The 26,163-nt window shown below is 49.4% G+C and carries 19 protein-coding genes, 1 pseudogene and 1 CRISPR repeat array; of the genes and pseudogenes, 13 read left to right on the top strand and 7 right to left on the bottom strand.

Annotated features, from left to right (window positions below):
- Positions 1-9 precede the first annotated feature (9 nt).
- From ACJHW7_RS12210 to gudD, 4 genes are all read left to right on the top strand, one after another.
- The gene (locus ACJHW7_RS12210) at positions 10-459 is read left to right on the top strand and encodes a flavodoxin (RefSeq protein ID WP_000807753.1); all 450 of its coding nucleotides are present in this window, start codon (positions 10-12) and stop codon (positions 457-459) included.
- A gap of 434 nt (positions 460-893) precedes the next feature.
- Entirely contained in the window at positions 894-2,246 is a 1,353-nt protein-coding gene (gudP, locus tag ACJHW7_RS12205; RefSeq protein ID WP_000097082.1) for a galactarate/glucarate/glycerate transporter GudP, read from the top strand.
- 1 nt (position 2,247) lies between these two features.
- Positions 2,248-3,588 carry an enolase C-terminal domain-like protein gene (locus ACJHW7_RS12200; protein ID WP_000211815.1) on the top strand — a complete coding sequence of 447 codons (1,341 nt, stop codon included), beginning with the start codon at positions 2,248-2,250 and terminating at the stop codon, positions 3,586-3,588.
- A gap of 20 nt (positions 3,589-3,608) precedes the next feature.
- Positions 3,609-4,949, top strand: a complete 1,341-nt coding sequence (gene gudD / locus ACJHW7_RS12195) for a glucarate dehydratase (protein ID WP_000098237.1) — start codon at positions 3,609-3,611, stop codon at positions 4,947-4,949.
- A gap of 231 nt (positions 4,950-5,180) precedes the next feature.
- On the opposite strand, the gene barA is transcribed toward gudD, so the two are convergent.
- The gene (gene barA, locus ACJHW7_RS12190; protein WP_021557152.1) at positions 5,181-7,937 is read right to left on the bottom strand and encodes a two-component sensor histidine kinase BarA; all 2,757 of its coding nucleotides are present in this window, start codon (positions 7,935-7,937) and stop codon (positions 5,181-5,183) included.
- A gap of 56 nt (positions 7,938-7,993) precedes the next feature.
- On the opposite strand from barA, the gene rlmD reads away from it, so the two are divergent.
- From rlmD to eno, 7 genes are all read left to right on the top strand, one after another.
- A complete protein-coding gene (rlmD, locus tag ACJHW7_RS12185; protein WP_021557151.1) occupies positions 7,994-9,295 on the top strand; it encodes a 23S rRNA (uracil(1939)-C(5))-methyltransferase RlmD in 1,302 nt (433 codons plus the stop codon).
- Between the two features lie 47 nt (positions 9,296-9,342).
- Positions 9,343-11,577 carry a GTP diphosphokinase gene (gene relA / locus ACJHW7_RS12180; protein ID WP_000226815.1) on the top strand — a complete coding sequence of 745 codons (2,235 nt, stop codon included), beginning with the start codon at positions 9,343-9,345 and terminating at the stop codon, positions 11,575-11,577.
- A 77-nt stretch (positions 11,578-11,654) separates the two neighbouring features.
- Positions 11,655-11,903 (top strand): type II toxin-antitoxin system antitoxin MazE, encoded by a 249-nt coding sequence (gene mazE / locus ACJHW7_RS12175; RefSeq protein WP_021557150.1) that lies wholly within the window; start codon positions 11,655-11,657, stop codon positions 11,901-11,903.
- Complete coding sequence (mazF, locus tag ACJHW7_RS12170) at positions 11,903-12,238, top strand: endoribonuclease MazF (RefSeq protein WP_000254745.1); 336 nt, start codon at positions 11,903-11,905, stop codon at positions 12,236-12,238. The genes mazE and mazF overlap by 1 nt, the downstream gene beginning before the upstream one ends.
- A gap of 70 nt (positions 12,239-12,308) precedes the next feature.
- Positions 12,309-13,100, top strand: a complete 792-nt coding sequence (gene mazG / locus ACJHW7_RS12165) for a nucleoside triphosphate pyrophosphohydrolase (protein ID WP_001071643.1) — start codon at positions 12,309-12,311, stop codon at positions 13,098-13,100.
- Positions 13,101-13,327: 227 nt separating this feature from the next.
- Positions 13,328-14,965, top strand: coding sequence for a glutamine hydrolyzing CTP synthase (pyrG, locus tag ACJHW7_RS12160; RefSeq protein WP_000210878.1), 1,638 nt, complete (start codon positions 13,328-13,330; stop codon positions 14,963-14,965).
- Positions 14,966-15,052: 87 nt separating this feature from the next.
- Complete coding sequence (gene eno, locus ACJHW7_RS12155; RefSeq protein ID WP_000036723.1) at positions 15,053-16,351, top strand: phosphopyruvate hydratase; 1,299 nt, start codon at positions 15,053-15,055, stop codon at positions 16,349-16,351.
- Positions 16,352-16,410: 59 nt separating this feature from the next.
- Here eno and ACJHW7_RS12150 read toward each other — a convergent pair whose 3' ends face one another.
- The 4 genes and pseudogenes from ACJHW7_RS12150 to ACJHW7_RS12135 all read right to left on the bottom strand — a co-directional run bounded on the left by ACJHW7_RS12150 (position 16,411) and on the right by ACJHW7_RS12135 (position 19,982).
- Positions 16,411-17,313: a TPM domain-containing protein gene (locus ACJHW7_RS12150; RefSeq protein ID WP_001362297.1), complete on the bottom strand. Its 903-nt coding sequence runs from the start codon at positions 17,311-17,313 to the stop codon at positions 16,411-16,413.
- A complete protein-coding gene (locus tag ACJHW7_RS12145; protein ID WP_021557149.1) occupies positions 17,310-18,458 on the bottom strand; it encodes a TPM domain-containing protein in 1,149 nt (382 codons plus the stop codon). The genes ACJHW7_RS12150 and ACJHW7_RS12145 overlap by 4 nt, the downstream gene beginning before the upstream one ends.
- A 236-nt stretch (positions 18,459-18,694) precedes the next feature.
- A pseudogene (locus ACJHW7_RS12140) lies at positions 18,695-19,366 on the bottom strand (TPM domain-containing protein); the annotation flags it as partial.
- Between the two features lie 13 nt (positions 19,367-19,379).
- The gene (locus ACJHW7_RS12135) at positions 19,380-19,982 is read right to left on the bottom strand and encodes a LemA family protein (protein ID WP_000944226.1); all 603 of its coding nucleotides are present in this window, start codon (positions 19,980-19,982) and stop codon (positions 19,380-19,382) included.
- Between the two features lie 172 nt (positions 19,983-20,154).
- Between ACJHW7_RS12135 and queE the strand changes: the two genes are divergently transcribed.
- Positions 20,155-20,826 carry a 7-carboxy-7-deazaguanine synthase QueE gene (queE, locus tag ACJHW7_RS12130; RefSeq protein ID WP_001199973.1) on the top strand — a complete coding sequence of 224 codons (672 nt, stop codon included), beginning with the start codon at positions 20,155-20,157 and terminating at the stop codon, positions 20,824-20,826.
- A gap of 338 nt (positions 20,827-21,164) precedes the next feature.
- Positions 21,165-21,620: direct repeats of the CRISPR family, unit length 29 nt; unit sequence GAGTTCCCCGCGCCAGCGGGGATAAACCG.
- A gap of 638 nt (positions 21,621-22,258) precedes the next feature.
- On the opposite strand, the gene ACJHW7_RS12125 is transcribed toward queE, so the two are convergent.
- Both ACJHW7_RS12125 and ACJHW7_RS12120 read right to left on the bottom strand, forming a co-directional pair.
- A complete protein-coding gene (locus tag ACJHW7_RS12125) occupies positions 22,259-23,737 on the bottom strand; it encodes an FGGY-family carbohydrate kinase (protein WP_021557147.1) in 1,479 nt (492 codons plus the stop codon).
- A gap of 26 nt (positions 23,738-23,763) precedes the next feature.
- A complete protein-coding gene (locus tag ACJHW7_RS12120) occupies positions 23,764-25,041 on the bottom strand; it encodes an MFS transporter (RefSeq protein ID WP_021557146.1) in 1,278 nt (425 codons plus the stop codon).
- A gap of 318 nt (positions 25,042-25,359) precedes the next feature.
- Here ACJHW7_RS12120 and ACJHW7_RS12115 point away from each other — a divergent pair, with 318 nt between their 5' ends.
- Positions 25,360-26,145: an SDR family oxidoreductase gene (locus ACJHW7_RS12115; RefSeq protein ID WP_001618810.1), complete on the top strand. Its 786-nt coding sequence runs from the start codon at positions 25,360-25,362 to the stop codon at positions 26,143-26,145.
- The last annotated feature ends 18 nt before the right edge of the window (positions 26,146-26,163 follow it).

Raw genomic sequence — 26,163 nt, 5'->3', positions numbered from 1 at the left:
GAAAACGGTATGGCGGAAATTGGTATTTTTGTCGGCACCATGTACGGAAATTCGCTGTTAGTGGCGGAAGAAGCAGAAGCAATTCTGACCGCACAGGGCCACAAAGCAACGGTATTTGAAGATCCTGAATTAAGCGACTGGCTGCCCTATCAGGATAAGTATGTTCTGGTGGTTACGTCCACGACCGGGCAGGGCGACCTTCCTGATAGCATTGTGCCGCTCTTTCAGGGAATCAAAGATAGTCTGGGCTTCCAGCCGAATCTGCGTTATGGCGTGATTGCGCTCGGCGACAGCAGTTATGTAAATTTCTGCAATGGCGGCAAACAGTTCGATGCCTTGTTGCAGGAACAGAGCGCTCAGCGGGTTGGCGAAATGCTGTTGATTGACGCCAGTGAGAACCCGGAACCGGAAACGGAATCAAATCCGTGGGTCGAACAGTGGGGCACGCTGTTGTCCTGATATGTTCAGCGAGCGGTAAATGTCGTTTTAGCGGTGCTGAATCGAATATTTTCAGGCAAATGCCAGTAAAAACTGCTTCATAGCGCGGATTTTTACTGGCGTTTGCCTGGAGTCAAGCGATCCATTTCATACTCTTCTTTATTTCTTCGTTTTAACCCTTCCTTTCTTGTTCTTGTTTTCATTTCCGTGAAGTGGATTCCACCGTCCAGGGCTAATGCCAAAATCGGGCCTCATTGAACGCATTAATGTTGTGTTGTTGCACGGTGAGCCGCTATGGCGCGCTTTTTATACTGCTATTGCCAGATATAAACACGCGCCGTATTCGGCGAACGACCTATAAAAACGGCAAAAAACACCCTACGTCACCTCTGATTTCCTGGCTATGTCGCAGTCCAGAGTGAGCGTGGCTAACGCGAATTTTCAGGAGTGCAACAATGAGTTCTTTAAGTCAGGCTGCGAGCAGTGTGGAAAAACGCACGAATGCTCGTTACTGGATAGTGGTGATGTTGTTTATCGTCACATCCTTCAACTACGGCGACCGCGCTACGCTTTCTATTGCCGGTTCGGAAATGGCCAAAGATATCGGCCTTGATCCCGTGGGAATGGGCTATGTGTTCTCTGCCTTCTCATGGGCTTATGTTATCGGGCAGATCCCTGGTGGCTGGTTGCTGGACCGTTTTGGTTCAAAACGCGTCTACTTCTGGTCGATCTTTATCTGGTCGATGTTTACCTTGCTGCAAGGCTTCGTCGATATCTTTAGTGGATTCGGCATTATCGTTGCCCTGTTTACTCTGCGCTTCCTGGTCGGGCTTGCTGAAGCGCCATCTTTCCCCGGCAACAGTCGCATTGTTGCGGCCTGGTTTCCGGCGCAGGAAAGGGGAACGGCGGTGTCGATTTTTAACTCCGCTCAATACTTCGCAACGGTGATCTTCGCGCCGATTATGGGCTGGCTGACGCATGAAGTGGGCTGGTCACACGTCTTCTTCTTTATGGGCGGTCTGGGGATTGTCATCAGCTTTATCTGGTTGAAAGTCATCCACGAGCCAAATCAACATCCGGGGGTAAATCAGAAAGAGCTGGAGTATATCGCCGCGGGTGGCGCGCTGATCAATATGGATCAGCAAAACACCAAAGTTAAAGTGCCGTTCAGCGTGAAGTGGGGGCAGATCAAACAGCTGCTCGGGTCACGGATGATGATCGGCGTTTATATCGGTCAGTACTGTATCAACGCCCTGACTTACTTCTTTATTACCTGGTTCCCGGTTTATCTGGTGCAGGCACGCGGGATGTCGATTCTGAAAGCGGGCTTTGTGGCTTCCGTTCCGGCGGTTTGCGGTTTTATCGGCGGTGTGCTGGGTGGGATTATTTCCGACTGGCTGATGCGCCGCACGGGATCGCTGAACATTGCGCGTAAAACACCGATCGTAATGGGCATGTTGCTGTCGATGGTGATGGTGTTCTGCAACTACGTCAACGTTGAGTGGATGATCATCGGCTTTATGGCGCTGGCCTTCTTCGGTAAGGGCATCGGGGCGCTGGGTTGGGCAGTAATGGCAGATACCGCGCCAAAAGAGATCAGCGGTCTTTCCGGTGGCCTGTTCAACATGTTCGGTAACATTTCTGGCATCGTCACGCCAATCGCAATTGGTTATATCGTTGGCACGACTGGCTCCTTTAATGGGGCGCTGATTTATGTTGGTGTTCATGCCTTAATCGCGGTACTGAGCTACCTGGTGCTGGTGGGCGATATCAAGCGTATCGAGCTGAAACCTGTCGCGGGGCAATAAGATGACGACACAATCCAGTCCTGTTATTACTGATATGAAAGTCATTCCGGTCGCCGGGCACGATAGCATGTTGCTTAATATTGGTGGTGCACATAGCGCATATTTCACCCGCAATATTGTGGTACTCACCGATAATGCCGGGCATACCGGTATTGGTGAAGCGCCGGGCGGAGAGGTGATTTATCAGACGCTTGTCGATGCTATTCCGATGGTGCTGGGCCAGGAAGTTGCGCGCCTGAATAAAGTGGTTCAGCAGGTGCATATAGGTAATCAGGCGGCCGATTTTGATACCTTCGGCAAAGGTGCCTGGACTTTTGAATTGCGCGTTAATGCCGTGGCGGCGCTGGAAGCCGCCTTGCTTGACCTGCTAGGTAAGGCGCTGAATGTTCCGGTCTGCGAACTGTTGGGGCCAGGCAAGCAACGCGAGACTATTACCGTCCTCGGTTATCTGTTTTATATCGGTGATCGGACCAAAACCGATCTTCCTTATCTGGAAAATACGCCGGGCAACCATGAGTGGTATCAGTTGCGCCATCAGAAAGCGATGAACAGCGAAGCCGTTGTGCGTCTGGCGGAAGCCTCACAGGATCGCTATGGCTTTAAAGATTTCAAACTTAAGGGCGGGGTGTTACCTGGCGAGCAAGAAATCGACACTGTTCGGGCATTGAAGAAACGCTTCCCTGATGCGCGGATTACCGTTGATCCCAACGGTGCCTGGCTACTTGATGAAGCCATTTCTCTATGCAAAGGGCTGAATGATGTTCTTACCTATGCCGAAGATCCATGCGGCGCAGAACAGGGTTTCTCCGGTCGTGAAGTGATGGCGGAGTTTCGGCGGGCGACCGGCTTGCCCGTCGCGACTAACATGATCGCCACCAACTGGCGCGAAATGGGTCATGCGGTGATGCTCAATGCGGTAGATATTCCACTTGCCGATCCGCACTTCTGGACGCTTTCCGGTGCAGTCCGTGTGGCGCAGCTTTGCGACGACTGGGGGCTGACCTGGGGCTGCCATTCTAATAACCATTTCGATATCTCTCTGGCGATGTTTACCCATGTGGGCGCGGCGGCACCGGGTAATCCTACCGCTATCGATACCCACTGGATTTGGCAGGAGGGCGATTGTCGCCTGACCAAAAATCCGCTGGAGATTAAAAACGGAAAAATTGCCGTTCCTGATGCGCCCGGTCTGGGCGTGGAACTGGACTGGGAACAGGTACAAAAGGCACATGAGGCCTATAAACGTCTGCCTGGCGGTGCGCGTAACGACGCAGGTCCGATGCAGTACCTGATCCCCGGCTGGACCTTTGACCGTAAACGTCCCGTTTTCGGCCGTCATTGATTCTGAAAAAGGACATAAATATGAGTTCTCAATTTACGACGCCTGTTGTTACTGAAATGCAGGTCATCCCGGTGGCGGGTCATGACAGTATGCTGATGAATCTGAGTGGTGCACACGCACCGTTCTTTACGCGTAATATTGTGATTATCAAAGATAATTCTGGTCACACTGGCGTAGGGGAAATTCCCGGCGGCGAGAAAATCCGTAAAACGCTGGAAGATGCGATTCCGCTGGTGGTAGGTAAAACGCTGGGTGAATACAAAAACGTTCTGACGCTGGTGCGTAATACTTTTGCCGATCGTGATGCTGGTGGGCGCGGTTTGCAGACATTTGATTTGCGTACCACTATTCATGTAGTTACCGGGATAGAAGCGGCAATGCTGGATCTGCTGGGGCAGCATCTGGGGGTAAACGTGGCATCGCTGCTGGGCGATGGTCAACAGCGTAGCGAAGTCGAAATGCTCGGTTATCTGTTCTTCGTCGGTGATCGCAAAGCCACACCGCTGCCGTATCAAAGCCAGCCGGATGACTCATGCGACTGGTATCGCCTGCGTCATGAAGAAGCGATGACGCCGGATGCGGTGGTGCGCCTGGCGGAAGCGGCGTATGAAAAATATGGCTTCAACGATTTCAAACTGAAAGGCGGTGTACTGGCCGGGGAAGAAGAGGCCGAGTCTATTGTGGCACTGGCGCAACGCTTCCCGCAGGCGCGTATTACGCTCGATCCTAACGGTGCCTGGTCGCTGAACGAAGCGATTAAAATTGGTAAATACCTGAAAGGGTCGCTGGCTTATGCAGAAGATCCGTGTGGTGCGGAGCAAGGTTTCTCCGGGCGTGAAGTGATGGCTGAGTTCCGTCGCGCAACTGGCCTGCCGACCGCAACCAATATGATCGCCACCGACTGGCGGCAGATGGGCCATACGCTCTCCCTGCAATCCGTTGATATCCCGCTGGCGGATCCGCATTTCTGGACGATGCAAGGTTCGGTACGTGTGGCGCAAATGTGCCATGAATTTGGCCTGACCTGGGGTTCACACTCAAACAACCACTTCGATATTTCCCTGGCGATGTTTACCCATGTTGCCGCCGCTGCACCGGGTAAAATTACTGCTATTGATACGCACTGGATCTGGCAGGAAGGTAATCAGCGCCTGACCAAAGAACCGTTTGAGATCAAAGGCGGGCTGGTACAGGTGCCAGAAAAACCGGGGCTGGGTGTAGAAATCGATATGGATCAAGTGATGAAAGCCCATGAGCTGTATCAGAAACACGGGCTTGGCGCGCGTGACGATGCGATGGGAATGCAGTATCTGATTCCTGGCTGGACGTTCGATAACAAGCGCCCGTGCATGGTGCGTTAAGACAGAAAACCAAAACCGGCTCTATCTGGAGCCGGCTTGAGACTGATGCTAAACGCAAAATAGCCTGTTGTGCTATGTATCAGGTCTACATCATTTTTTAATTCATTGAATTTAATTGGTTTTGTAGGCCGGATAAGGCGTTAACGCCGCATCCGGCATAAACACAGGCACTTTGTCACCAATCTGAAACCAGCGTCATAAAAAGCCGATTGCTACTCGACAAGACGTCCGTTACCCGAGAATTTTGCTGGCTTCGCGCGCGACATTATCCATCTCGTCCAACAGTTCCAGCAGCTCCGGCTCCAAATCTTCTTCTTTAGTACCGCTACGTAGCTGTTGTTCGATCAGTTGGCAGAGATTCTTCATACGCGGCACACCGCTATAGCCGCAACTGCCATGCAGTTTATGAATCAAATCAACCAGGCCTTCCGGGTTTTCTCCAACCAGCTGTTCCTCAACTTTGTTGCGAACTTCAGGCAGGAAATCGAGTAACATTTGCAGCATATCGCGCGCTAAATCGGTTTTTCCTGCTGCCTGGCGTAGTGCCAGTTGCCAGTCGAGGGTCGCATTCGGGTTCACCACAATTTCGTTGACTTCGGGCGTCACGACGCGAGACGAAATACCGCTGCCAGGCTTGTAGCGCAACAGCAAATTATGCAATCGCTCTTCTTCAATCGGTTTCGCCAGATAATCGCTCATCCCTGCGCCAAGCAGCTTCTCTTTTTGCCCGGCCATTGCATGCGCCGTTACCGCGATAACCGGCGTTTGTTGCTGATGGGGGAGCTGGTGGATGAGTTCGCAGGCCCGAATGCCGTCCATGTCCGGCATTTGAATATCCATTAAGATCAAATCGAACGGCATCTGTTTCGCCCGTTCAACCGCCTGATGCCCGCTATCGCAAAGTTCCACATGTTGCACCATATCTTCCAGCAATGCGCCGATAAGTTTCAGGTTTGCTGGGTTATCATCAACAGCCATAACCGTCATTGCCAGCTTACTTTCATCGGTGACAGGCAACAGCGTATTTTGTGTTTGATGACAAAACTCGGTCAGTACAGGCAACAGACGTGTAGGCGTCAGGGGTTTCAGCAGACACGCGCCGATACCATCTTGCTTGAGTTTTTCAGCATTGACTTGTGCATGGCAAGGAAGTGCCAGCATCAGGAAATCGGTCATCGATACCGCTTTCGCTAATCGCTCATGTTGCATTGTTAGCGGCTCGCGGAAGGTCACCGCGATGCCTAACAACATCATGTCGTAATGCGCGGGAGGCAGCGCGGAGAACGTTGGGCTATAAACCACTTCCAGCGGCGTTTCACTTAAAATATCCAGCGTGCATTGCGCTGCTGCGGAGTTTGGTTCGACATAGGCCAGGCGTTTACCGGCGAGGCACTGGGTGGATGGCCCTTCAATAATAATGTTCGGGTTCAGATCGAGATTAATGTGGAACCAGAAAGTTGAACCGCGATTCGGCTGGCTATGGAACGAAATATCGCCGCCCATTTCATTAACCAGTTTTTGTGTAATCACCAGCCCCAGCCCGGTGCCACCATGACGGCGGGAAATACTGGCATCAGCCTGTCGGAAGGCCTGGAATAAGCGCGATTGATCGCGTTCAGGAATACCAATGCCGGTATCCCGAATCTGCACTTCAATCTGCACTTTGGTATTACTCAGCGCACGTTTTTCTACCAGAATATCAATGTTGCCATTCTCGGTGAATTTAATTGCATTCCCCACCAGGTTAGTGATGATTTGCTGTAATCGCAGTGGGTCGCCGATCACGTTATCAGGCACGTCGCTTTTAATATTGAGCGTCAGTTCCAACCCTTTATCGTGAGAAGAATGTGCCAGCAGAGTAACGACTTCATCCAGCGTGCTGCGTAGTGGGAATGGAATACTTTCCAGAATCAGCTTACCTGCTTCCAGTTTCGAGAAGTCGAGAACATCATTAATAATTGCCAGCAAATTATTTGCCGAACGTTCAATCGTATTCAGGTGATCGCGCTGCGTTGGTGTTAATTCTGTTTTCAGCGTCAGGCGGGTAAAGCCAATAACACCATTCAGTGGTGTACGCAGCTCGTGTGACATATTTGCCAGAAACTCGGATTTAATACGTGCCGCTTCCTGGGCGCGCTTTTTCGCCAGATCCAACTCAACGTTCTGAATTTCCATCTGCTCCAGCGTTTCACGCAGATCGGACGTCGCCTGGTCGATATTGTGCTGCATCTCTTCGTGATAAGCAGCCAGCGACATTGCCATCGAGTTGATACCGTTTTTCAGCATATCCAGCTCGCCGAGCATAAATCCTTCCACCCGGCTGTCGAGTTGCCCGCGACGGATGCGGTCGACGGTATTCACCATGTTGCGAATCGGACCGGTTACATCGCGCATTAAGCGCCAGCCAAAAATAAGCGCAATACCGATACAAAACAGCATCATCACGCTGGAAATAAAGATCTCTTTATATTGCTGCAAGCGAACCGATTTAAGATCCAGCTCAAGCGCAATATATCCCAACATATTTTGACTATTTTTGGCATCGCTACTGGGCGATTCGTCGGGGGAGTAACTCTCAGAAATAATCGGCGTGCGGAGGATCATAATATCGCCGTCACGAGTGACAGTGAGCTGGCGAGGAAACGGCACGTTGCTGCCGAGCTGCATTGATGAGGGATCAAGATGAAAATTGGAGGTGACAAAGAGTCGGTTATTTTCATCATAAACCGAAATCGCGCGAACAATATCGGAATGGCGACGATGCAGTACGCTTATTAACTGACCGATAGATTCGCGATTTTGCAGGCTCATGCCATATTCAGTAGAAACTGCAAGCGGCTCAATAATGCTGGCACCGGCATCTTCCAGTTGACGCTGCAAGTCGTTATAGCGATGCACGACGAAAAAGATACTCAGCAATAAACCAATAAGGACGGTCGGTGCCAGGATCAGAATCATCATGCGTGCGCGCAGGCTGTAGTTGGTCATGGAGTTCCGTTATGGGACAATTAAGGTCACACTGTTAAATTGAGAAAGTCTCGCCAATGGCGCAATTCTACTCTGCAAAACGACGCACGACGACGCGTCAGATCATAACCGTTTCAGTCAACGACCTCGACTCTTTTGGTCAGGGCGTGGCGCGACATAACGGCAAAACGCTATTTATCCCCGGATTATTGCCGCAGGAAAACGCGGAAGTTACTGTTACTGAAGATAAAAAACAGTATTCCCGCGCTAAAGTCGTACGCCGGTTAAGCGATAGCCCGGAACGCGAAACGCCACGCTGTCCTCATTTTGGCGTATGCGGCGGCTGTCAGCAACAACACGCCAGCGTGGATTTACAGCAGCGAAGCAAAAGTGCGGCACTCGCCCGATTAATGAAACACGAAGTCTCTGAAGTGATCGCCGATGTTCCCTGGGGCTATCGCCGTCGCGCGCGTTTAAGTCTGAACTACTTACCGAAAACACAGCAACTTCAGATGGGGTTTCGCAAAGCGGGCTCCAGTGACATTGTCGACGTTAAACAATGCCCCATTTTAGTGCCCCAACTTGAAGCATTGCTGCCCAAAGTCAGGGCATGCCTGGGCAGCTTACAAGCTATGCGCCATCTTGGTCATGTTGAACTAGTACAGGCAACCAGCGGCACGCTGATGATTTTGCGCCATACCGCACCGCTAAGTTCGGCAGATCGCGAAAAACTGGAACGCTTTTCGCATTCTGAAGGCCTGGATCTGTATCTCGCCCCCGATAGTGAGATACTCGAAACCGTCTCTGGTGAGATGCCCTGGTATGACTCAAACGGGTTGCGCTTAACTTTTAGCCCGCGCGATTTTATTCAGGTCAATGCGGGTGTGAACCAAAAAATGGTAGCGCGTGCGTTGGAATGGCTGGATGTGCAACCTGAAGATCGCGTACTGGATCTGTTCTGCGGTATGGGCAACTTTACACTGCCATTGGCGACACAAGCAGCCAGTGTGGTGGGTGTAGAAGGTGTTCCGGCGCTGGTGGAAAAAGGCCAGCAGAATGCGCGTCTTAATGGCTTACAGAATGTGACGTTTTATCATGAAAATCTTGAAGAAGATGTCACAAAGCAGCCGTGGGCGAAAAACGGCTTCGATAAAGTGTTGCTGGACCCGGCGCGAGCAGGTGCCGCAGGTGTTATGCAGCAAATTATAAAACTGGAACCTATTCGTATAGTTTATGTATCCTGTAACCCTGCAACGCTGGCTCGGGATAGCGAAGCGTTATTAAAAGCAGGATATACCATTGCGCGACTGGCGATGCTGGATATGTTCCCACACACGGGACATCTGGAATCGATGGTACTTTTCTCGCGCGTTAAATAGTTGCGATTTGCCGATTTCGGCAGGTCTGGTCCCTAAAGGAGAGGACGATGGTTGCGGTAAGAAGTGCACATATCAATAAGGCTGGTGAATTTGATCCGGAAAAATGGATCGCAAGTCTGGGTATTACCAGCCAGAAGTCGTGTGAGTGCTTAGCCGAAACCTGGGCGTATTGTCTGCAACAGACGCAGGGGCATCCGGATGCCAGTCTGTTATTGTGGCGTGGTGTTGAGATGGTGGAGATCCTCTCGACATTAAGTATGGACATTGACACGCTGCGGGCGGCGCTGCTGTTCCCTCTGGCTGATGCCAACGTAGTCAGCGAAGATGTGCTGCGTGAGAGCGTCGGTAAGTCGGTCGTTAACCTTATTCACGGCGTGCGTGATATGGCGGCGATCCGCCAGCTGAAAGCGACGCACACTGATTCTGTTTCCTCCGAACAGGTCGATAACGTTCGCCGGATGTTATTGGCGATGGTCGATGATTTTCGCTGCGTGGTCATCAAACTGGCGGAGCGTATTGCTCATCTGCGCGAAGTAAAAGATGCGCCGGAAGATGAACGCGTACTGGCGGCAAAAGAGTGCACCAATATCTACGCGCCGTTGGCGAACCGTCTTGGGATTGGGCAACTGAAATGGGAGCTGGAAGATTACTGCTTCCGTTATCTCCACCCGACCGAATACAAACGCATCGCAAAACTGCTGCATGAACGCCGTCTCGACCGCGAACACTATATCGAAGAGTTTGTCGGCCATCTGCGCGCTGAGATGAAAGCTGAAGGCGTTAAAGCTGAAGTGTATGGTCGTCCGAAACACATCTACAGTATCTGGCGCAAAATGCAGAAAAAGAACCTCGCCTTCGATGAGCTGTTTGATGTGCGTGCGGTACGTATTGTCGCCGAGCGTTTACAGGATTGTTATGCCGCACTGGGGATAGTGCACACTCACTATCGCCACCTGCCGGATGAGTTTGACGATTATGTCGCTAACCCGAAACCAAACGGTTATCAGTCTATTCATACCGTGGTTCTGGGGCCAGGTGGCAAAACCGTTGAGATCCAAATCCGCACCAAACAGATGCATGAAGATGCAGAGTTGGGTGTTGCTGCGCACTGGAAATATAAAGAGGGCGCGGCAGCTGGCGGCGCACGTTCGGGACATGAAGACCGGATTGCCTGGCTGCGTAAACTGATTGCGTGGCAGGAAGAGATGGCTGATTCCGGCGAAATGCTCGACGAAGTACGCAGCCAGGTCTTTGACGACCGGGTGTATGTCTTTACGCCGAAAGGTGATGTCGTTGATTTGCCTGCGGGATCAACGCCGCTGGACTTCGCTTACCACATCCACAGTGATGTCGGACACCGCTGCATCGGGGCAAAAATTGGCGGGCGCATTGTGCCGTTCACCTACCAGCTGCAGATGGGCGACCAGATTGAAATTATCACCCAGAAACAGCCGAACCCCAGCCGTGACTGGTTAAACCCAAACCTCGGTTACGTCACAACCAGCCGTGGGCGTTCGAAAATTCACGCCTGGTTCCGTAAACAGGACCGTGACAAAAACATTCTGGCTGGGCGGCAAATCCTTGACGACGAGCTGGAACATCTGGGGATCAGCCTGAAAGAAGCAGAAAAACATCTGCTGCCGCGTTACAACTTTAATGATGTCGACGAGTTGCTGGCGGCGATTGGTGGCGGGGATATCCGTCTCAATCAGATGGTGAACTTCCTGCAATCGCAATTTAATAAGCCGAGTGCCGAAGAGCAGGACGCCGCCGCGCTGAAGCAACTTCAGCAAAAAAGCTACACGCCGCAAAACCGCAGTAAAGATAACGGTCGCGTGGTGGTCGAAGGTGTTGGCAACCTGATGCACCACATCGCGCGCTGCTGCCAGCCGATTCCTGGAGATGAGATTGTCGGCTTCATTACCCAGGGGCGCGGTATTTCAGTACACCGCGCCGATTGCGAACAACTGGCGGAACTGCGCTCCCATGCGCCAGAACGCATTGTTGACGCGGTATGGGGTGAGAGCTACTCCGCCGGATATTCGCTGGTGGTCCGCGTGGTGGCTAATGATCGTAGTGGGTTGTTACGTGATATCACGACCATTCTCGCCAACGAGAAGGTGAACGTGCTTGGCGTTGCCAGCCGTAGCGACACCAAACAGCAACTGGCGACCATCGACATGACCATTGAGATTTACAACCTGCAAGTGCTGGGGCGCGTGCTGGGTAAACTCAACCAGGTGCCGGATGTTATCGACGCGCGTCGGTTGCACGGGAGTTAGGCCGAAATTTGCTCGTATCTACAATGTAGATTGATATATACTGTATCTACATATGATAGCGGTTTGAGGAAAGGGTTATGATCCACAGTAGCGTAAAGCGTTGGGGAAATTCACCGGCGGTGCGGATCCCGGTTACGTTAATGCAGGCGCTCAATCTGAATATTGATGATGAAGTGAAGATTGACCTGGTGGATGGCAAATTAATTATTGAGCCAGTGCGTAAAGAGCCCGTATTTACGCTTGCTGAACTGGTCAACGACATCACGCCGGAAAACCTCCACGAGAATATCGACTGGGGAGAGCCGAAAGATAAGGAAGTCTGGTAATGGTAAGCCGATACGTACCCGATATGGGCGATCTGATTTGGGTTGATTTTGACCCGACAAAAGGTAGCGAGCAAGCTGGACATCGTCCAGCTGTTGTCCTGAGTCCTTTCATGTACAACAACAAAACAGGTATGTGTCTGTGTGTTCCTTATACAACGCAATCAAAAGGATATCCGTTCGAAGTTGTTTTATCCGGTCAGGAACGTGATGGCGTAGCGTTAGCTGATCAGGTAAAAAGTATCGCCTGGCGGGCAAGAGGAGCAACGAAGAAAGGAACAGTTGCCCCAGAGGAATTACAACTCATTAAAGCCAAAATTAACGTACTGATTGGGTAGTGTTACTAACTCACTTCTATTCTGGTCACAGGTTTCCACCTGACAGACCCGCAATTTTCAGGACAATTCAATGAATCAAATCGACCGTTTGCTCACTATTATGCAGCGCCTGCGCGATCCGGAAAACGGCTGCCCGTGGGATAAAGAGCAGACATTTGCCACCATTGCGCCTTACACCCTTGAAGAAACCTACGAAGTGCTGGACGCCATCGCCCGTGAAGATTTTGACGATCTTCGCGGTGAACTGGGCGATCTGCTATTCCAGGTGGTGTTTTACGCGCAAATGGCTCAGGAAGAAGGGCGCTTTGACTTTAATGATATTTGCGCTGCTATTAGCGATAAATTAGAGCGTCGCCATCCGCATGTTTTTGCTGATAGTTCTGCCGAAAACAGTAGTGAAGTGCTTGCCCGTTGGGAGCAAATCAAAACCGAAGAGCGCGCGCAGAAAGCGCAGCATTCGGCGCTGGACGATATTCCTCGTAGTTTACCGGCTTTAATGCGTGCGCAAAAAATCCAGAAACGTTGCGCCAACGTTGGCTTCGACTGGACGACGCTTGGCCCAGTGGTTGATAAAGTCTACGAAGAGATCGACGAGGTGATGTACGAGGCACGGCAGGCTGTTATCGACCAGGCTAAACTGGAGGAGGAAATGGGTGACCTGCTGTTTGCCACGGTCAATCTGGCTCGTCATTTAGGGACAAAAGCGGAAATCGCATTGCAAAAAGCGAACGAAAAATTCGAGCGTCGTTTTCGCGAAGTGGAGCGTATTGTTGCCGCGCGTGGATTGGAAATGACAGGTGTTGACCTCGAAACAATGGAAGAAGTCTGGCAACAGGTAAAACGGCAGGAAATTGATCTCTAAGGGAATTACGCGGTCAAGCGCCATTTGTGTCATTTTTTAAATGACAAGCGCTTGATTTGCGTCAAAAACATTTACCCCAAAGGGGCTATTTTCTCACTCCTGATTTCAATAGTGCGCTGGCGAAGAGGAGGGATAATGAAAGTTTGTGGCACAGGTCATGTTCGGGTATACTGCTTTCCCGTCCTGGTTATTCCATCGTCTTTTCAACCTAACTTCTCAGGTTCAGCATGACAACGAACTATATTTTTGTGACCGGCGGGGTCGTATCCTCTCTGGGTAAAGGCATTGCCGCAGCCTCCCTCGCAGCCATTCTTGAAGCCCGTGGCCTCAATGTGACCATCATGAAACTGGATCCGTACATCAACGTCGATCCAGGTACTATGAGCCCAATCCAACACGGGGAAGTGTTCGTTACTGAAGACGGCGCTGAAACCGACCTGGACCTGGGGCACTACGAGCGTTTCATTCGTACCAAAATGAGCCGCCGCAACAACTTCACCACGGGTCGTATCTACTCTGACGTTCTGCGTAAAGAACGCCGCGGCGACTACCTCGGCGCAACCGTACAGGTTATTCCGCACATCACAAACGCTATCAAAGAGCGTGTGCTGGAAGGCGGCGAAGGTCATGACGTAGTACTGGTCGAAATCGGCGGTACTGTAGGTGATATCGAATCCCTGCCGTTCCTCGAAGCGATTCGCCAGATGGCTGTTGAAATTGGCCGTGAGCACACCCTGTTTATGCACCTGACGCTGGTGCCGTACATGGCGGCGTCTGGTGAAGTCAAAACCAAACCGACTCAGCACTCTGTAAAAGAGCTGCTCTCCATCGGTATCCAGCCTGATATCCTGATTTGTCGTTCAGATCGCGCCGTTCCGGCGAACGAACGTGCGAAGATTGCATTGTTCTGTAATGTTCCGGAAAAAGCGGTTATTTCTCTGAAAGACGTCGATTCCATCTATAAAATTCCGGGCCTGTTGAAATCTCAGGGGCTGGACGATTATATTTGTAAACGATTCAGCTTAAACTGCCCGGAAGCGAATCTGTCCGAATGGGAACAGGTTATCTTCGAAGAAGCGAATCCGGTAAGTGAAGTCACCATCGGTATGGTCGGCAAGTACATTGAACTGCCGGATGCTTATAAATCCGTGATCGAAGCACTGAAACACGGTGGGCTGAAGAATCGTGTCAGCGTCAACATCAAACTGATCGATTCACAAGATGTTGAAACGCGCGGCGTTGAAATCCTTAAAGGTCTGGACGCAATCCTCGTACCTGGCGGTTTCGGCTATCGTGGCGTAGAAGGCATGATTACGACCGCGCGTTTTGCGCGTGAGAACAATATTCCTTATCTGGGCATTTGCCTGGGTATGCAGGTGGCGTTAATTGATTACGCTCGCCATGTTGCCAACATGGAGAACGCCAACTCTACGGAATTTGTGCCAGACTGTAAGTACCCGGTTGTGGCGCTGATTACCGAGTGGCGCGATGAAAACGGCAACGTTGAAGTTCGTAGCGAGAAGAGCGATCTCGGCGGTACCATGCGTCTCGGCGCACAGCAGTGCCAGTTGGTTGACGATAGCCTGGTTCGCCAGTTGTACAATGCGCCGACAATTGTTGAGCGTCATCGTCACCGTTACGAAGTCAACAACATGCTGTTGAAACAGATTGAAGATGCAGGTCTGCGCGTTGCGGGCCGTTCCGGGGATGATCAGTTGGTCGAGATCATCGAAGTTCCGAATCACCCGTGGTTCGTGGCTTGCCAGTTCCATCCGGAGTTTACTTCTACTCCACGTGATGGTCACCCGCTGTTTGCAGGCTTTGTGAAAGCCGCCAGCGAGTTCCAGAAACGTCAGGCGAAGTAAGTAAAAAAGTTAGAACGGCAACGCGTACCCTGGGTACGCGTTGTTTGTCTGGAGTTTCAGTTTAACTAGTGACTTGAGGAAAACCTAATGTCCAAAATCGTAAAAATCATCGGTCGTGAAATCATCGACTCCCGTGGTAACCCGACTGTTGAAGCCGAAGTACATCTGGAGGGTGGTTTCGTCGGTATGGCAGCTGCTCCGTCAGGTGCTTCTACTGGTTCCCGTGAAGCTCTGGAACTGCGCGATGGCGACAAATCCCGTTTCCTGGGTAAAGGCGTAACCAAAGCTGTTGCTGCGGTAAACGGCCCGATCGCTCAGGCGCTGATTGGCAAAGATGCTAAAGATCAGGCTGGCATTGACAAGATCATGATCGACCTGGACGGCACCGAAAACAAATCCAAATTCGGCGCGAACGCAATCCTGGCTGTATCTCTGGCTAACGCCAAAGCTGCTGCAGCTGCTAAAGGTATGCCGCTGTACGAGCACATCGCTGAACTGAACGGCACTCCGGGCAAATACTCCATGCCGGTTCCGATGATGAACATCATCAACGGTGGTGAGCACGCTGACAACAACGTTGATATCCAGGAATTCATGATTCAGCCGGTTGGCGCGAAAACTGTGAAAGAAGCCATCCGCATGGGTTCTGAAGTTTTCCATCACCTGGCAAAAGTTCTGAAAGCGAAAGGCATGAACACTGCTGTTGGTGACGAAGGTGGCTATGCGCCGAACCTGGGTTCCAACGCTGAAGCTCTGGCTGTTATCGCTGAAGCTGTTAAAGCTGCTGGTTATGAACTGGGCAAAGACATCACTCTGGCGATGGACTGCGCAGCTTCTGAATTCTACAAAGACGGTAAATACGTTCTGGCTGGCGAAGGCAACAAAGCGTTCACCTCTGAAGAATTCACTCACTTCCTGGAAGAACTGACCAAACAGTACCCGATCGTTTCTATCGAAGACGGTCTGGACGAATCTGACTGGGACGGTTTCGCATACCAGACCAAAGTTCTGGGCGACAAAATCCAGCTGGTTGGTGACGACCTGTTCGTAACCAACACCAAGATCCTGAAAGAAGGTATCGAAAAAGGTATCGCTAACTCCATCCTGATCAAATTCAACCAGATCGGTTCTCTGACCGAAACTCTGGCTGCAATCAAGATGGCGAAAGATGCTGGCTACACTGCAGTTATCTCTCACCGTTCTGGCGAAACTGAAGACGCTACCATCGCTGACCTGGCTGTTGGTACTGCTGCAGGCCAGATCAAAACTGGTTCTATGAGCCGTTCTGACCGTGTTGCTAAATACAACCAGCTGATTCGTATCGAAGAAGCTCTGGGCGAAAAAGCACCGTACAACGGTCGTAAAGAGATCAAAGGCCAGGCATAAGACTGACTTTATCTGATTTAAAAATGCCAGCCTCCGGGCTGGCATTTTTTATGGTTGAGTTACCAGCGGCCGGATGCGCCGCCACCTCCAGAAGAACCGCCCCCGCCGCTAAATCCGCCGCCACTTGAGCCTCCACCGGAAGAGGATGAAGAAGAACCTTTTCTTGAAGCTCTTTCTTTACTGAGTTTTTTGTATTTGGCGCGTAGCTTTTTATTGACGATAAGCCAAAAAATAACCAGTGGTACGATCGCAAAAGGCGTTAACATACCGCAGGCAACGATTAAATTGGTCCATGGTCCTGGCTCGGCAACATAGAGGAATACCATCCCGTAAATGGCGCCAGTGAGAGTGATCCAGGGTAAATTCGACGGATCGGTAAAAACAATAAAATATGAAAGTACCGCCAGCAATATAATTACAGCAAGCGATAATGGAATAGGGGGATTGATACTGTAATAATCCCCCCTGTCTTCCGGTAATTCACCATTTAACAGAAGCGCGCCGATATTTTCGCTTGCCAGTGTTAATCCACCCATCAGGTCATCACTTTTGAAGGCAGGGATCAATATATCCCTGATAATCTTCGCCGCTTGCAGGTCGGTAACCACCCCTTCCAGCCCGTAGCCAACCTCAATACGAACAGCATGATCCTCCCAGGCAACCAGAAGTAAAATACCATCGTTTCTCTGCTTATCTCCCAGTTTCCAGCTATCAAAAACCCTTGTAGCATATTGTTCAATGGAATCGTCTCCGGTGGACGGCACTACTAATACAGCGACCTGCGCCCGTGTTTTATGTGTAATATCCTGCAGTTGCTGTGTCAGTGATTGTTGTTCAGAAGTGCTTAACGTACCAGTAATATCGGTCACCTGTTGGCGCAGTTCCGGCACAGCAATTTGCTGGGCAAGCCCAGGAAGACACCACAAAGTGAATAGAATAAAGATTAAGCGCATTACGATCACCAACGGCCGGATGAACCGCCGCCTCCTGAAGAACCGCCACCACCGCGGAAAGAATTTCTCGACGAAGAGCGAGAGTGAGCATTACGATTCCCCGTTTTCCTGTTGCTTTTTTCTCCTGATCCCAGCTTAAGATTGCCAGTAAATTTGGCCACAATGATCAGCAGAACGATGCCAGCAATGGTTATTGGACCGATAAAATGATCAATTAACCCAATAATTGTTGAGATGAATGCAATATCTTTAATACTGGCGAACACCAGGCACCATCCCACAATAATTATCAGCATCACGACAAACAATGAATTTCGTCCTGATTCACGAACCTGCGGAGTCTTCTTTTGTTTTTTCACTTTAGCGTTTTTATTTTTTGGGGCCAGCATCATAGGAAATACGCGGCACAAATTAAAAACTACCGCGAGACGCTGCTTGCAGGTTGTTGCTAACAATAAACTAAAACAAACGATCGACACCCGCCGAATGATGACATCGTCCTGAAAGGAGAAAAACCAGACCATAGGGGTAATCATCGATATCATCCATATGCCACGCCGTGGGCGGCTGGCAAATCGCCAGAGGACAACGATGGCAACGATCATCAGCAGTGTCCAGGCAAGACATGGCAGCGAACGTTGCGGATTAGCAAACAGATGATTGGCTAAAGCATCCAAAGGGCTAAGGTTCGCTTTGATATGGGTAAACTGTGCGATGCTTTCAATTCCGCCCGTTAATCCAGCAAAGAGATTGTTTTTTTCGAATTCTGGCTGCATATGGTAACGAACAATTTGCGCAGCTTGTTCCGGCGGCAACATCTGTTCCAGTCCATGTCCAATCTTCATTGACGCCAGCCCTTCCGGCCATACGACGAGAATTAAGATACCTTCGCCATATCGCTTCTCTCCAACGGGTTTCCAGTGATATACCCCGTATCTCTGCGAGGCTGCAAGTTTAATGTTTTTGCCCCCTGTGGTCGGCGTAACCAACACGGCCACCTGGAAGTGGTTTTGCTGCTCGAGAGTCTGTAATTGTTGAGTTAAAGCAGTTTGTTCTTCTGTCGTTAATGTCCCGGTTAAGTCAGTCACTGAAGGCAATCGTTCAGCGAATACCTGAAAACCGCATAGCATCAGAAGTAAGAGAAAAATACGCATATCAATTCCTTTTGTTACCAGCGCCCGGAAGCGCCACCGCCACCAGATGAACCGCCACCACCGCTAAAATTGTCATTGTCGAATGAAGAGGATGACGATGATGAATAGTGGGAGAAAGAATTGCTTCTTGTATGGCGTGATGGCTGGTTGGCATCACGCATCAAATCCCGAACTTTTTTGCCGAAGGGGGTAAAAGCGATGGCGACAGCCAGGAACGGTGTGGCGAAGCAGAGTAATGTTGTGAGTACTCCCCAGCTTCCGCTGAAACCTGCTATAGGTAAAACAAAGGCCAGTACAATAGCTGCGAAGCAAATTACTCCCAGCGTTTTGATATATCCTCTGGCAGAAATAAACGTCAGTACTATCGCCCAGGCTAACAAGGCCCACCAACCGCTAAAAGGTAAAGGGTGATCGGCCGGTGCTATCGTCGCTAAATTATTCCCTGCCAAACGGTTTTCAATATCGCTGAGTCCCTTTTGCAAGCCGCCAGCAAGATCACCATTTTTAAATGCCGGAATAATACTGTTGCGAATAATTTGCCCGGACTGCGCATCCGTAATAATACCTTCCAGTCCGTAACCGATTTCAATACGCACGGTATGATCCTGCCAGGCGACTAACAGTAGAACGCCATCATCGCTGTCTTTATCACCCGGTTTCCAGCTATCGAATACCCGCGTTGCGTACTGCTCGATGGTTTCATCGCCTGTTGTATCAACCACTAACACGACCAACTGTGCGTGGTTTTTTTGCGTCAGGGCTTTAATCTGGTTGGTCAGGGTGTTTACTTCGCTGTTTGTTAATGTGCCGGTTAAGTCATTCACATACTTGGGGGATTCAGGTACTGGAATTTGTGTGGCAAACACAGATGAACAGAAGAAAGCCATAAGGAAGATAAAATTTCGCACAGAACTTCCCCGCTTAATGAGCATTAGCATTCTGGCTAAAATCTATTGTTGGGGCTTTACTTACTGCGGCGACATCATCCGGTAAATAATTTTTCTTTGGCGTGTAATCCATGACCTTTGCGGTTAATACAGCGGGGAATTTGCGGATAGTGACATTATATTGTTCAATGGCTTTAATATATCTTCCTCGCGCAACGGCAATTCTATTTTCACTTCCTTCGAGCTGTACCATTAAGTTTTGATAGAGTTCCTGAGATTTTAACTCAGGGTAACGCTCACTAATTATCGTTAACTGACCGAGAGTGCGAGTCACCTGCGCTTGAGCCTGTTGCCAGGCTTGTAATTTTTGTTCATCTCCCGGAGTTTGCTGAAGATCGCTACTGGCGCGATTAGCCTGGCTACGAGCCAATGTTACGGCTTCCAGTACATCTCGTTCATGGCTGGAATAACCTTTAATGCTGGCGACAAGATTAGGAATAAGATCGGCGCGACGTTGATATTGATTCAATACCTCAGACCAGGAGGCGTTAACCTGCTCATCATAGGTTTGAATATCGTTATATCCACAGCCTGATAAATTGAAAATAAATATAATTACGATGAATATTCTGAGCATGTTTAAATCCCTTTTAATTAATTCCTTAAAACATAATACTCTGCTTCATTTTATTCTTTATGATCTAATCCACTTTTTGCCATAAACCTGCCTGTAACAGAATGTTAATAAGACATGATTGTTGTGGCAGGATCTGCAATAATTAACAATTATCCACTTCACAGAGAATGCTATGCAGTACCCGATTAACGAGATGTTCCAGACCCTGCAAGGTGAGGGTTACTTTACCGGCGTCCCCGCCATTTTTATTCGTTTACAGGGATGCCCGGTTGGCTGTGCCTGGTGCGACACCAAACACACCTGGGAAAAGCTTGAGGATCGGGAAGTCTCCCTTTTCAGCATTCTGGCGAAGACCAAAGAGAGTGATAAGTGGGGGGCGGCGAGCAGTGAAGACTTGCTGGCTGTCATTGGTCGCCAGGGATATACCGCGCGGCATGTGGTGATTACGGGTGGTGAGCCTTGCATTCATGATTTGCTGCCACTGACTGACCTGCTCGAAAAGAACGGTTTTAGCTGCCAGATCGAAACCAGTGGTACTCATGAGGTACGCTGCACACCGAATACCTGGGTTACCGTATCGCCAAAGCTGAACATGCGCGGCGGCTATGAAGTGTTGTCACAGGCACTGGAGCGAGCCAACGAAATCAAGCATCCAGTGGGGCGCGTACGTGATATTGAAGCACTGGATGAACTTTTGGCGACGCTGACCGATGATAAACCGCGAGTCATTGCACTGCAGCCGATTAGCCAAAAGGATGATGCCACACGTTTGTGCATTGAAACCTGCATTGCGCGTAATTGGCGTTTGTCGATGCAAACCCATAAATATTTAAATATTGCCTGATTAAACATTTATAAGCGTTATAAATGGGTGGAACCTGTAAAGACTTCTACTCATTTATATTCTTTGTCGTCTCTGAAAAACCTCCATTTTGCCCATCCTGAACTAATCATTATCATTCTCTACAAATTCTGTGGCGTTAATTTTTCGCTGGAGTGAAAATTATTGCGGTAAAGTTTGGTAGATTTTAGTTTGTATAGAGTTATTTTAAATATTTACCTTTTTAATCAATTGGTTAAGTGCTCTTTAACATAATGGATGTGTTGTTTGTGTGATACTGTAAAGTTGGTAGATTGTGACTGGCTTAAAAAATCATTAATTAATAATAGGTTATGTTTAGAGAGTTCCCCGCGCCAGCGGGGATAAACCGGCCTGGCGATTTCTCGTCAGGCCTTGCGGTGTGAGTTCCCCGCGCCAGCGGGGATAAACCGTCAGTAAAGCGGCGCCCACTGATATCGGATTAGAGTTCCCCGCGCCAGCGGGGATAAACCGAGGGGCAGGGAGTGACGCTGGAGCAGGCGATCGAGTTCCCCGCGCCAGCGGGGATAAACCGGGAAATTAGGCAAATGTGAACACGGCGGCCCCGAGTTCCCCGCGCCAGCGGGGATAAACCGCCAGTATTTTGTCGTGGATTGCGGGATCACCAGAGTTCCCCGCGCCAGCGGGGATAAACCGTTGAGTTTGTTCGTAACAACGCGGGTCATCTGGAGTTCCCCGCGGCAGCGGGGATAAACCGGGTACAAAAGAGGCCCCATTCTGGCAGGGCTCAAGTTCCCCGCGCCAGTGGGGATAAACCACCATATAACCCGTTATCTCTTTCTCAAGTTTTTATATTAGCAGTACTCGTAATAAGCAACATATCCACGTAACACCTCATGTTCAAAATAGTTCCCCATGCCAGATAAGTTCACAATTATCGATACAAAAAATCAAATTTAATCAAAGTGTTATTTGTATAATCCTTAAACCGTTAAGAAATTTTAATGTATTATTTTTTTTAATATTAATTAATGCCTGTTAATTTTTTCTTTAGAATAACAGTGTGTTTTTTAAGCTTGTTATTCATTGATTAAGTAATAAATCTGGAAATTTGTCTTTGTTTTGAGGCTAATGAGTGGTTTTACATAACCGCCTCTATACGCTGTTGATGAATGGTTCTTATGAATAAAGATATCCAGTTCATACTTTAAGTGTAAATTGATAAAGTGCGATTCGTATTGTCTTTTATTCTAAAGACATCGAGTGTAGTTAATATTCCTTGTAAAAACAGGGATAAACCGAACTAGTTAAAGTTTTTATTATGTTCCCTGCATCAGCGGGGATAAACCGGACTTGTTATCATTTTTTAAGTTGTCGAACTTATGTTCCCCGCGTCAGCGGGGATAACCATTCAGGTATGTTCAGGCCGGGCTGTTTCCCGCCCGGCCTTCCTCACTTACGCATTCGACCAGCTCTGGATCGAATCCGCATTTCCCAATTCCCCATGCATCACTTCATACGATTTTTTCAGAATCACATCAGTATGTTTGGTTAGGTCTTTGAAAATGCCTTTATTCATCGCGTCGTAGCGTTTGGCATTGCTCTCAATCGGTATAAAGATATCTTTCACGCGAACCATTTTATCGACAGCCGTTGCGTAATCCGGGTATAGCCCCAGACCTACCGCTGTATTAATCGCTGCCCCCAGGCTTGCACAACCGTTAATGGCGTTACGTCGTGCCGGAAGGTTGAACACGTCGGCAAAAATCTGCATAAACAGATCGCTGTTCGAACCGCCGCCAGTAATGATTACATGCTTCGCAAAGTGATTCATTTCATTACACATATTGTCGTAATTGTTCTTCAGCGTCAGCGCCACGCTTTCCAGTATCGAACGATATATCCATGCGTAATCCATGCTGGAATCAAAGCCGATCATAATCCCGCGTTTGTACGGTTCCCACGGATTGGTCAGCCAGTCCAGCACCGTCATCAGCCCATTACAGCCAGGTGGCACACTAGAGGCTTTCTTGTTGAGTAAATCTTCCGGTGAAAGATCCTGCGCCCTGGCATCCTGAATTAACGACTCGCCTAACATGTCGCGCAGCCAGCTCACCGTCCACATGCCTTTGCGAATACCGTAACCTTCATACAGCAATGTTTGCGGAATAGAAGACATAATCGGCCAGTACGCCACCGGATCTTTCGGCAAGGCTTTGCCGTTCATCATCAATGCGATGTAAGTGCCAAGAGAAATTACCGCAGTTTCATCATCCAGTAATCCGGCCCCCAGAGCTTCTACCGGTTTATCACTGGTGGTACAAACAACCGGCAGTCCTGCCGGGAAATGTGTCGCCAGTGCGGCTTGTGGTGTGATCTGTCCAAGGACGGTGCCAGGCATTTGCACATCAAACAGCATATGACGGGGGATATTAAACTTATCCATTACCGCAGCATCTTCACTCCATGCCCAGGTCTTATAATCCACCGGCCACTGACCAAAATAGTTGGCGATATTGTCTTTAAACTCGCCGGTTAAGCGATGCGTCAGATAACCCGAAAAAGAGGTGACATAGGCCACGTCAGGATTAGTGTGTTCGTAGGGACGCGTTACGCGTGCATCCTGCCAGCTAATCAATGGCGCAGCTGGCGTGCCATCGGCTTTCAATAACGCACGGCAGCAACGGATGGATCCCAGACCAATACCGACAATATCTTCTTTATTCCCGGCAAACTGACTCATCAAATCGTGACCGGCAAAACATAATGATGCCCATAAATCGTCGTCAGGATGTTCTGCGGTATCGGCATCTGGCGTGTGCATCGGCTGCAATAAACCTTTGCCTTCGCAAACCACGTTACCTTCCAGATCGTACATCACCACTTTTGTGCTCTGACTTCCGCCATCAATCCCTATGATGTATTTCTTCGACATGATTTTTCTCCTGTAATTTTCCTGGCTTACTTGCTGCTAGCCATTGCGGGGGCGCTATCAGCAGTACGAATTTTTTGGAACAGCAAAAAGGTAAAGACAATCACCATGGCAAGCGCCGCCATGCCCATCAGCCACATATTGCGGTAGGCTTCTGCTGCGGGCAGGGTGTCTTGCCAGTGGCCGATAATTGGGTAAACGAAGACATCCGGCAGGAATCCAATCACCGAGCAAATACCTACCGTGGTGCCCATAATGTAAGACGGTGTTCTCGCTTCGCCAGGGCAGGCCCAGTACAGCCCGCGTGAGGCGTAACAGGTGAATCCCAGCAGTAAAATCAGGCCAATCCCCATCGCGACCGATTGCGGGTTAGAGTTCGTGACGAGCAGGGCAGTTAACGCCAGCAGGCCGAGTACGGAAAGGATTTGGATCACGCGGGTAGGGGATTTCACTTTGCTGTAGGTGGTGATTATGCCGCCAAGTGGGCCGCACAGCGCGCGGAAGATTTTGTTGATCACAATCCCCATGTAGCTCGCCGCCACCAGCGACATGCCGTACATTTCGGTCAGATAGTTGGTGGAGTAACTCAGAATGGCGTAGATGGTGAAGACACCAAAAATCACCATGCTGCAATACCAGGTGGTACTGATACGCAAAACGGCCAGGATATCGCTAAGCTGGAATGACTGTTTTTCTTCGTTATTGGCACTGCGCAGGTTGTTGTTATCGCTAACAAAAAACCAGCACAGAAGCCCCAACAAGATGTAAACCACACTGTAGATGATAATGACCGTTTTCAGGCTGGCGCTGTCATCCGGTGCAAAGCGAGAAAAGACCCACATGGTAAACACCGCCAGCGACATTACACCGACGCCGCGCAGCCCTTCCATCCAGCCCATAATTTTCCCTTGCTCGCTATGATCGCCAAGCAACGATGCGGCTTTAATCGACACCGACCACAGCATTAAAATCGTCGTTATCGCAAAGGCGACCTGAATACAGAGCATTACCCACAGCGGTGGATACGTTGCCATTAACAGACCCAGTAATCCGGTAATGATCATCGCGGAAGTAATCATTTTGCGATGTGAGAATTTATCAGCAATAACGCCGCTGGGGGCATAAAGAATAATAGCTGCAATACCAAAGGTACTCATTATTAAACCTATCTCGGTATTGCTGAATCCCATAAATTTCGCCATGGGAATTTGATAAATATAACGTAAATAAGCCAGGTCGAAACTAACGCCGCCGCTAAAACTAATTATCGCGAGGGTTATCCAACGGCGATATGAGTTGTGTTGCATATCGTATTCCCATTTGTAATAGACAAAAAAAAGAGAAAAGTAAGCCGCCCTTTCAGGTGGATTACTTTTCTCAGGTCTCTAGTAATTGAAATAATAAATAACATGGAAAGCAGAGGTGTTGTGTGAGAGTAATCACGCTTCTGCTTTTTAAAACTATTTGATAATGCGAATATCACACTGTGATTACGATCACATTAGCAGTTATGCCCTTATGCTAAAAATTATCTCCAGTTACCAGAGATAATGAGAAAGGTAACTTCCCTCTCGCGGGGGAAGTTACCTTTCTTTTTTTTTGCCTTACGGAAATTGGAGCTAACTATGTCAATCGAATCTCTCAATGCGTTCTCAATGGATTTTTTCTCCCTGAAAGGTAAAACCGCAATTGTTACCGGCGGGAATAGCGGTTTAGGCCAGGCATTTGCCATGGCGTTGGCCAAAGCAGGCGCAAATGTCTTTATTCCTAGCTTCGTCAAAGATAACGGCGAAACAAAGGAAATGATTGAAAAACAGGGTGTTGAAGTTGATTTTATGCAGGTGGATATCACCGCAGAAGGCGCGCCGCAGAAGATTATCGCTGCTTGCTGTGAGCGTTTCGGAACAGTTGATATTCTGGTTAACAATGCCGGTATTTGTAAGCTGAATAAGGTGCTGGACTTTGGTCGAGCCGACTGGGACCCGATGATTGATGTGAACCTGACCGCCGCATTCGAGTTAAGCTACGAAGCGGCAAAAATTATGATCCCGCAGAAAAGCGGTAAAATTATTAATATCTGTTCATTGTTCTCTTACTTAGGTGGACAATGGTCACCTGCATATTCTGCCACTAAACATGCTCTTGCCGGATTCACCAAAGCTTATTGTGATGAACTAGGTCAATATAATATTCAGGTAAATGGTATCGCCCCTGGCTATTATGCAACAGATATTACGCTGGCGACACGCAGTAATCCAGAAACCAATCAGCGCGTTCTTGATCATATTCCGGCAAACCGTTGGGGCGATACTCAGGATTTAATGGGCGCAGCCGTGTTTCTCGCAAGTCAGGCATCGAATTATGTCAACGGGCATTTATTAGTGGTCGATGGCGGTTATTTAGTGCGCTAACCCATAACGGTGGTTTCT

It is taken from the genome of Escherichia sp. WS1152 (assembly GCF_046487665.1).
Lineage (GTDB): Bacteria > Pseudomonadota > Gammaproteobacteria > Enterobacterales > Enterobacteriaceae > Escherichia > Escherichia coli.
This window is presented reverse-complemented; position numbering and strand designations above follow the sequence as displayed.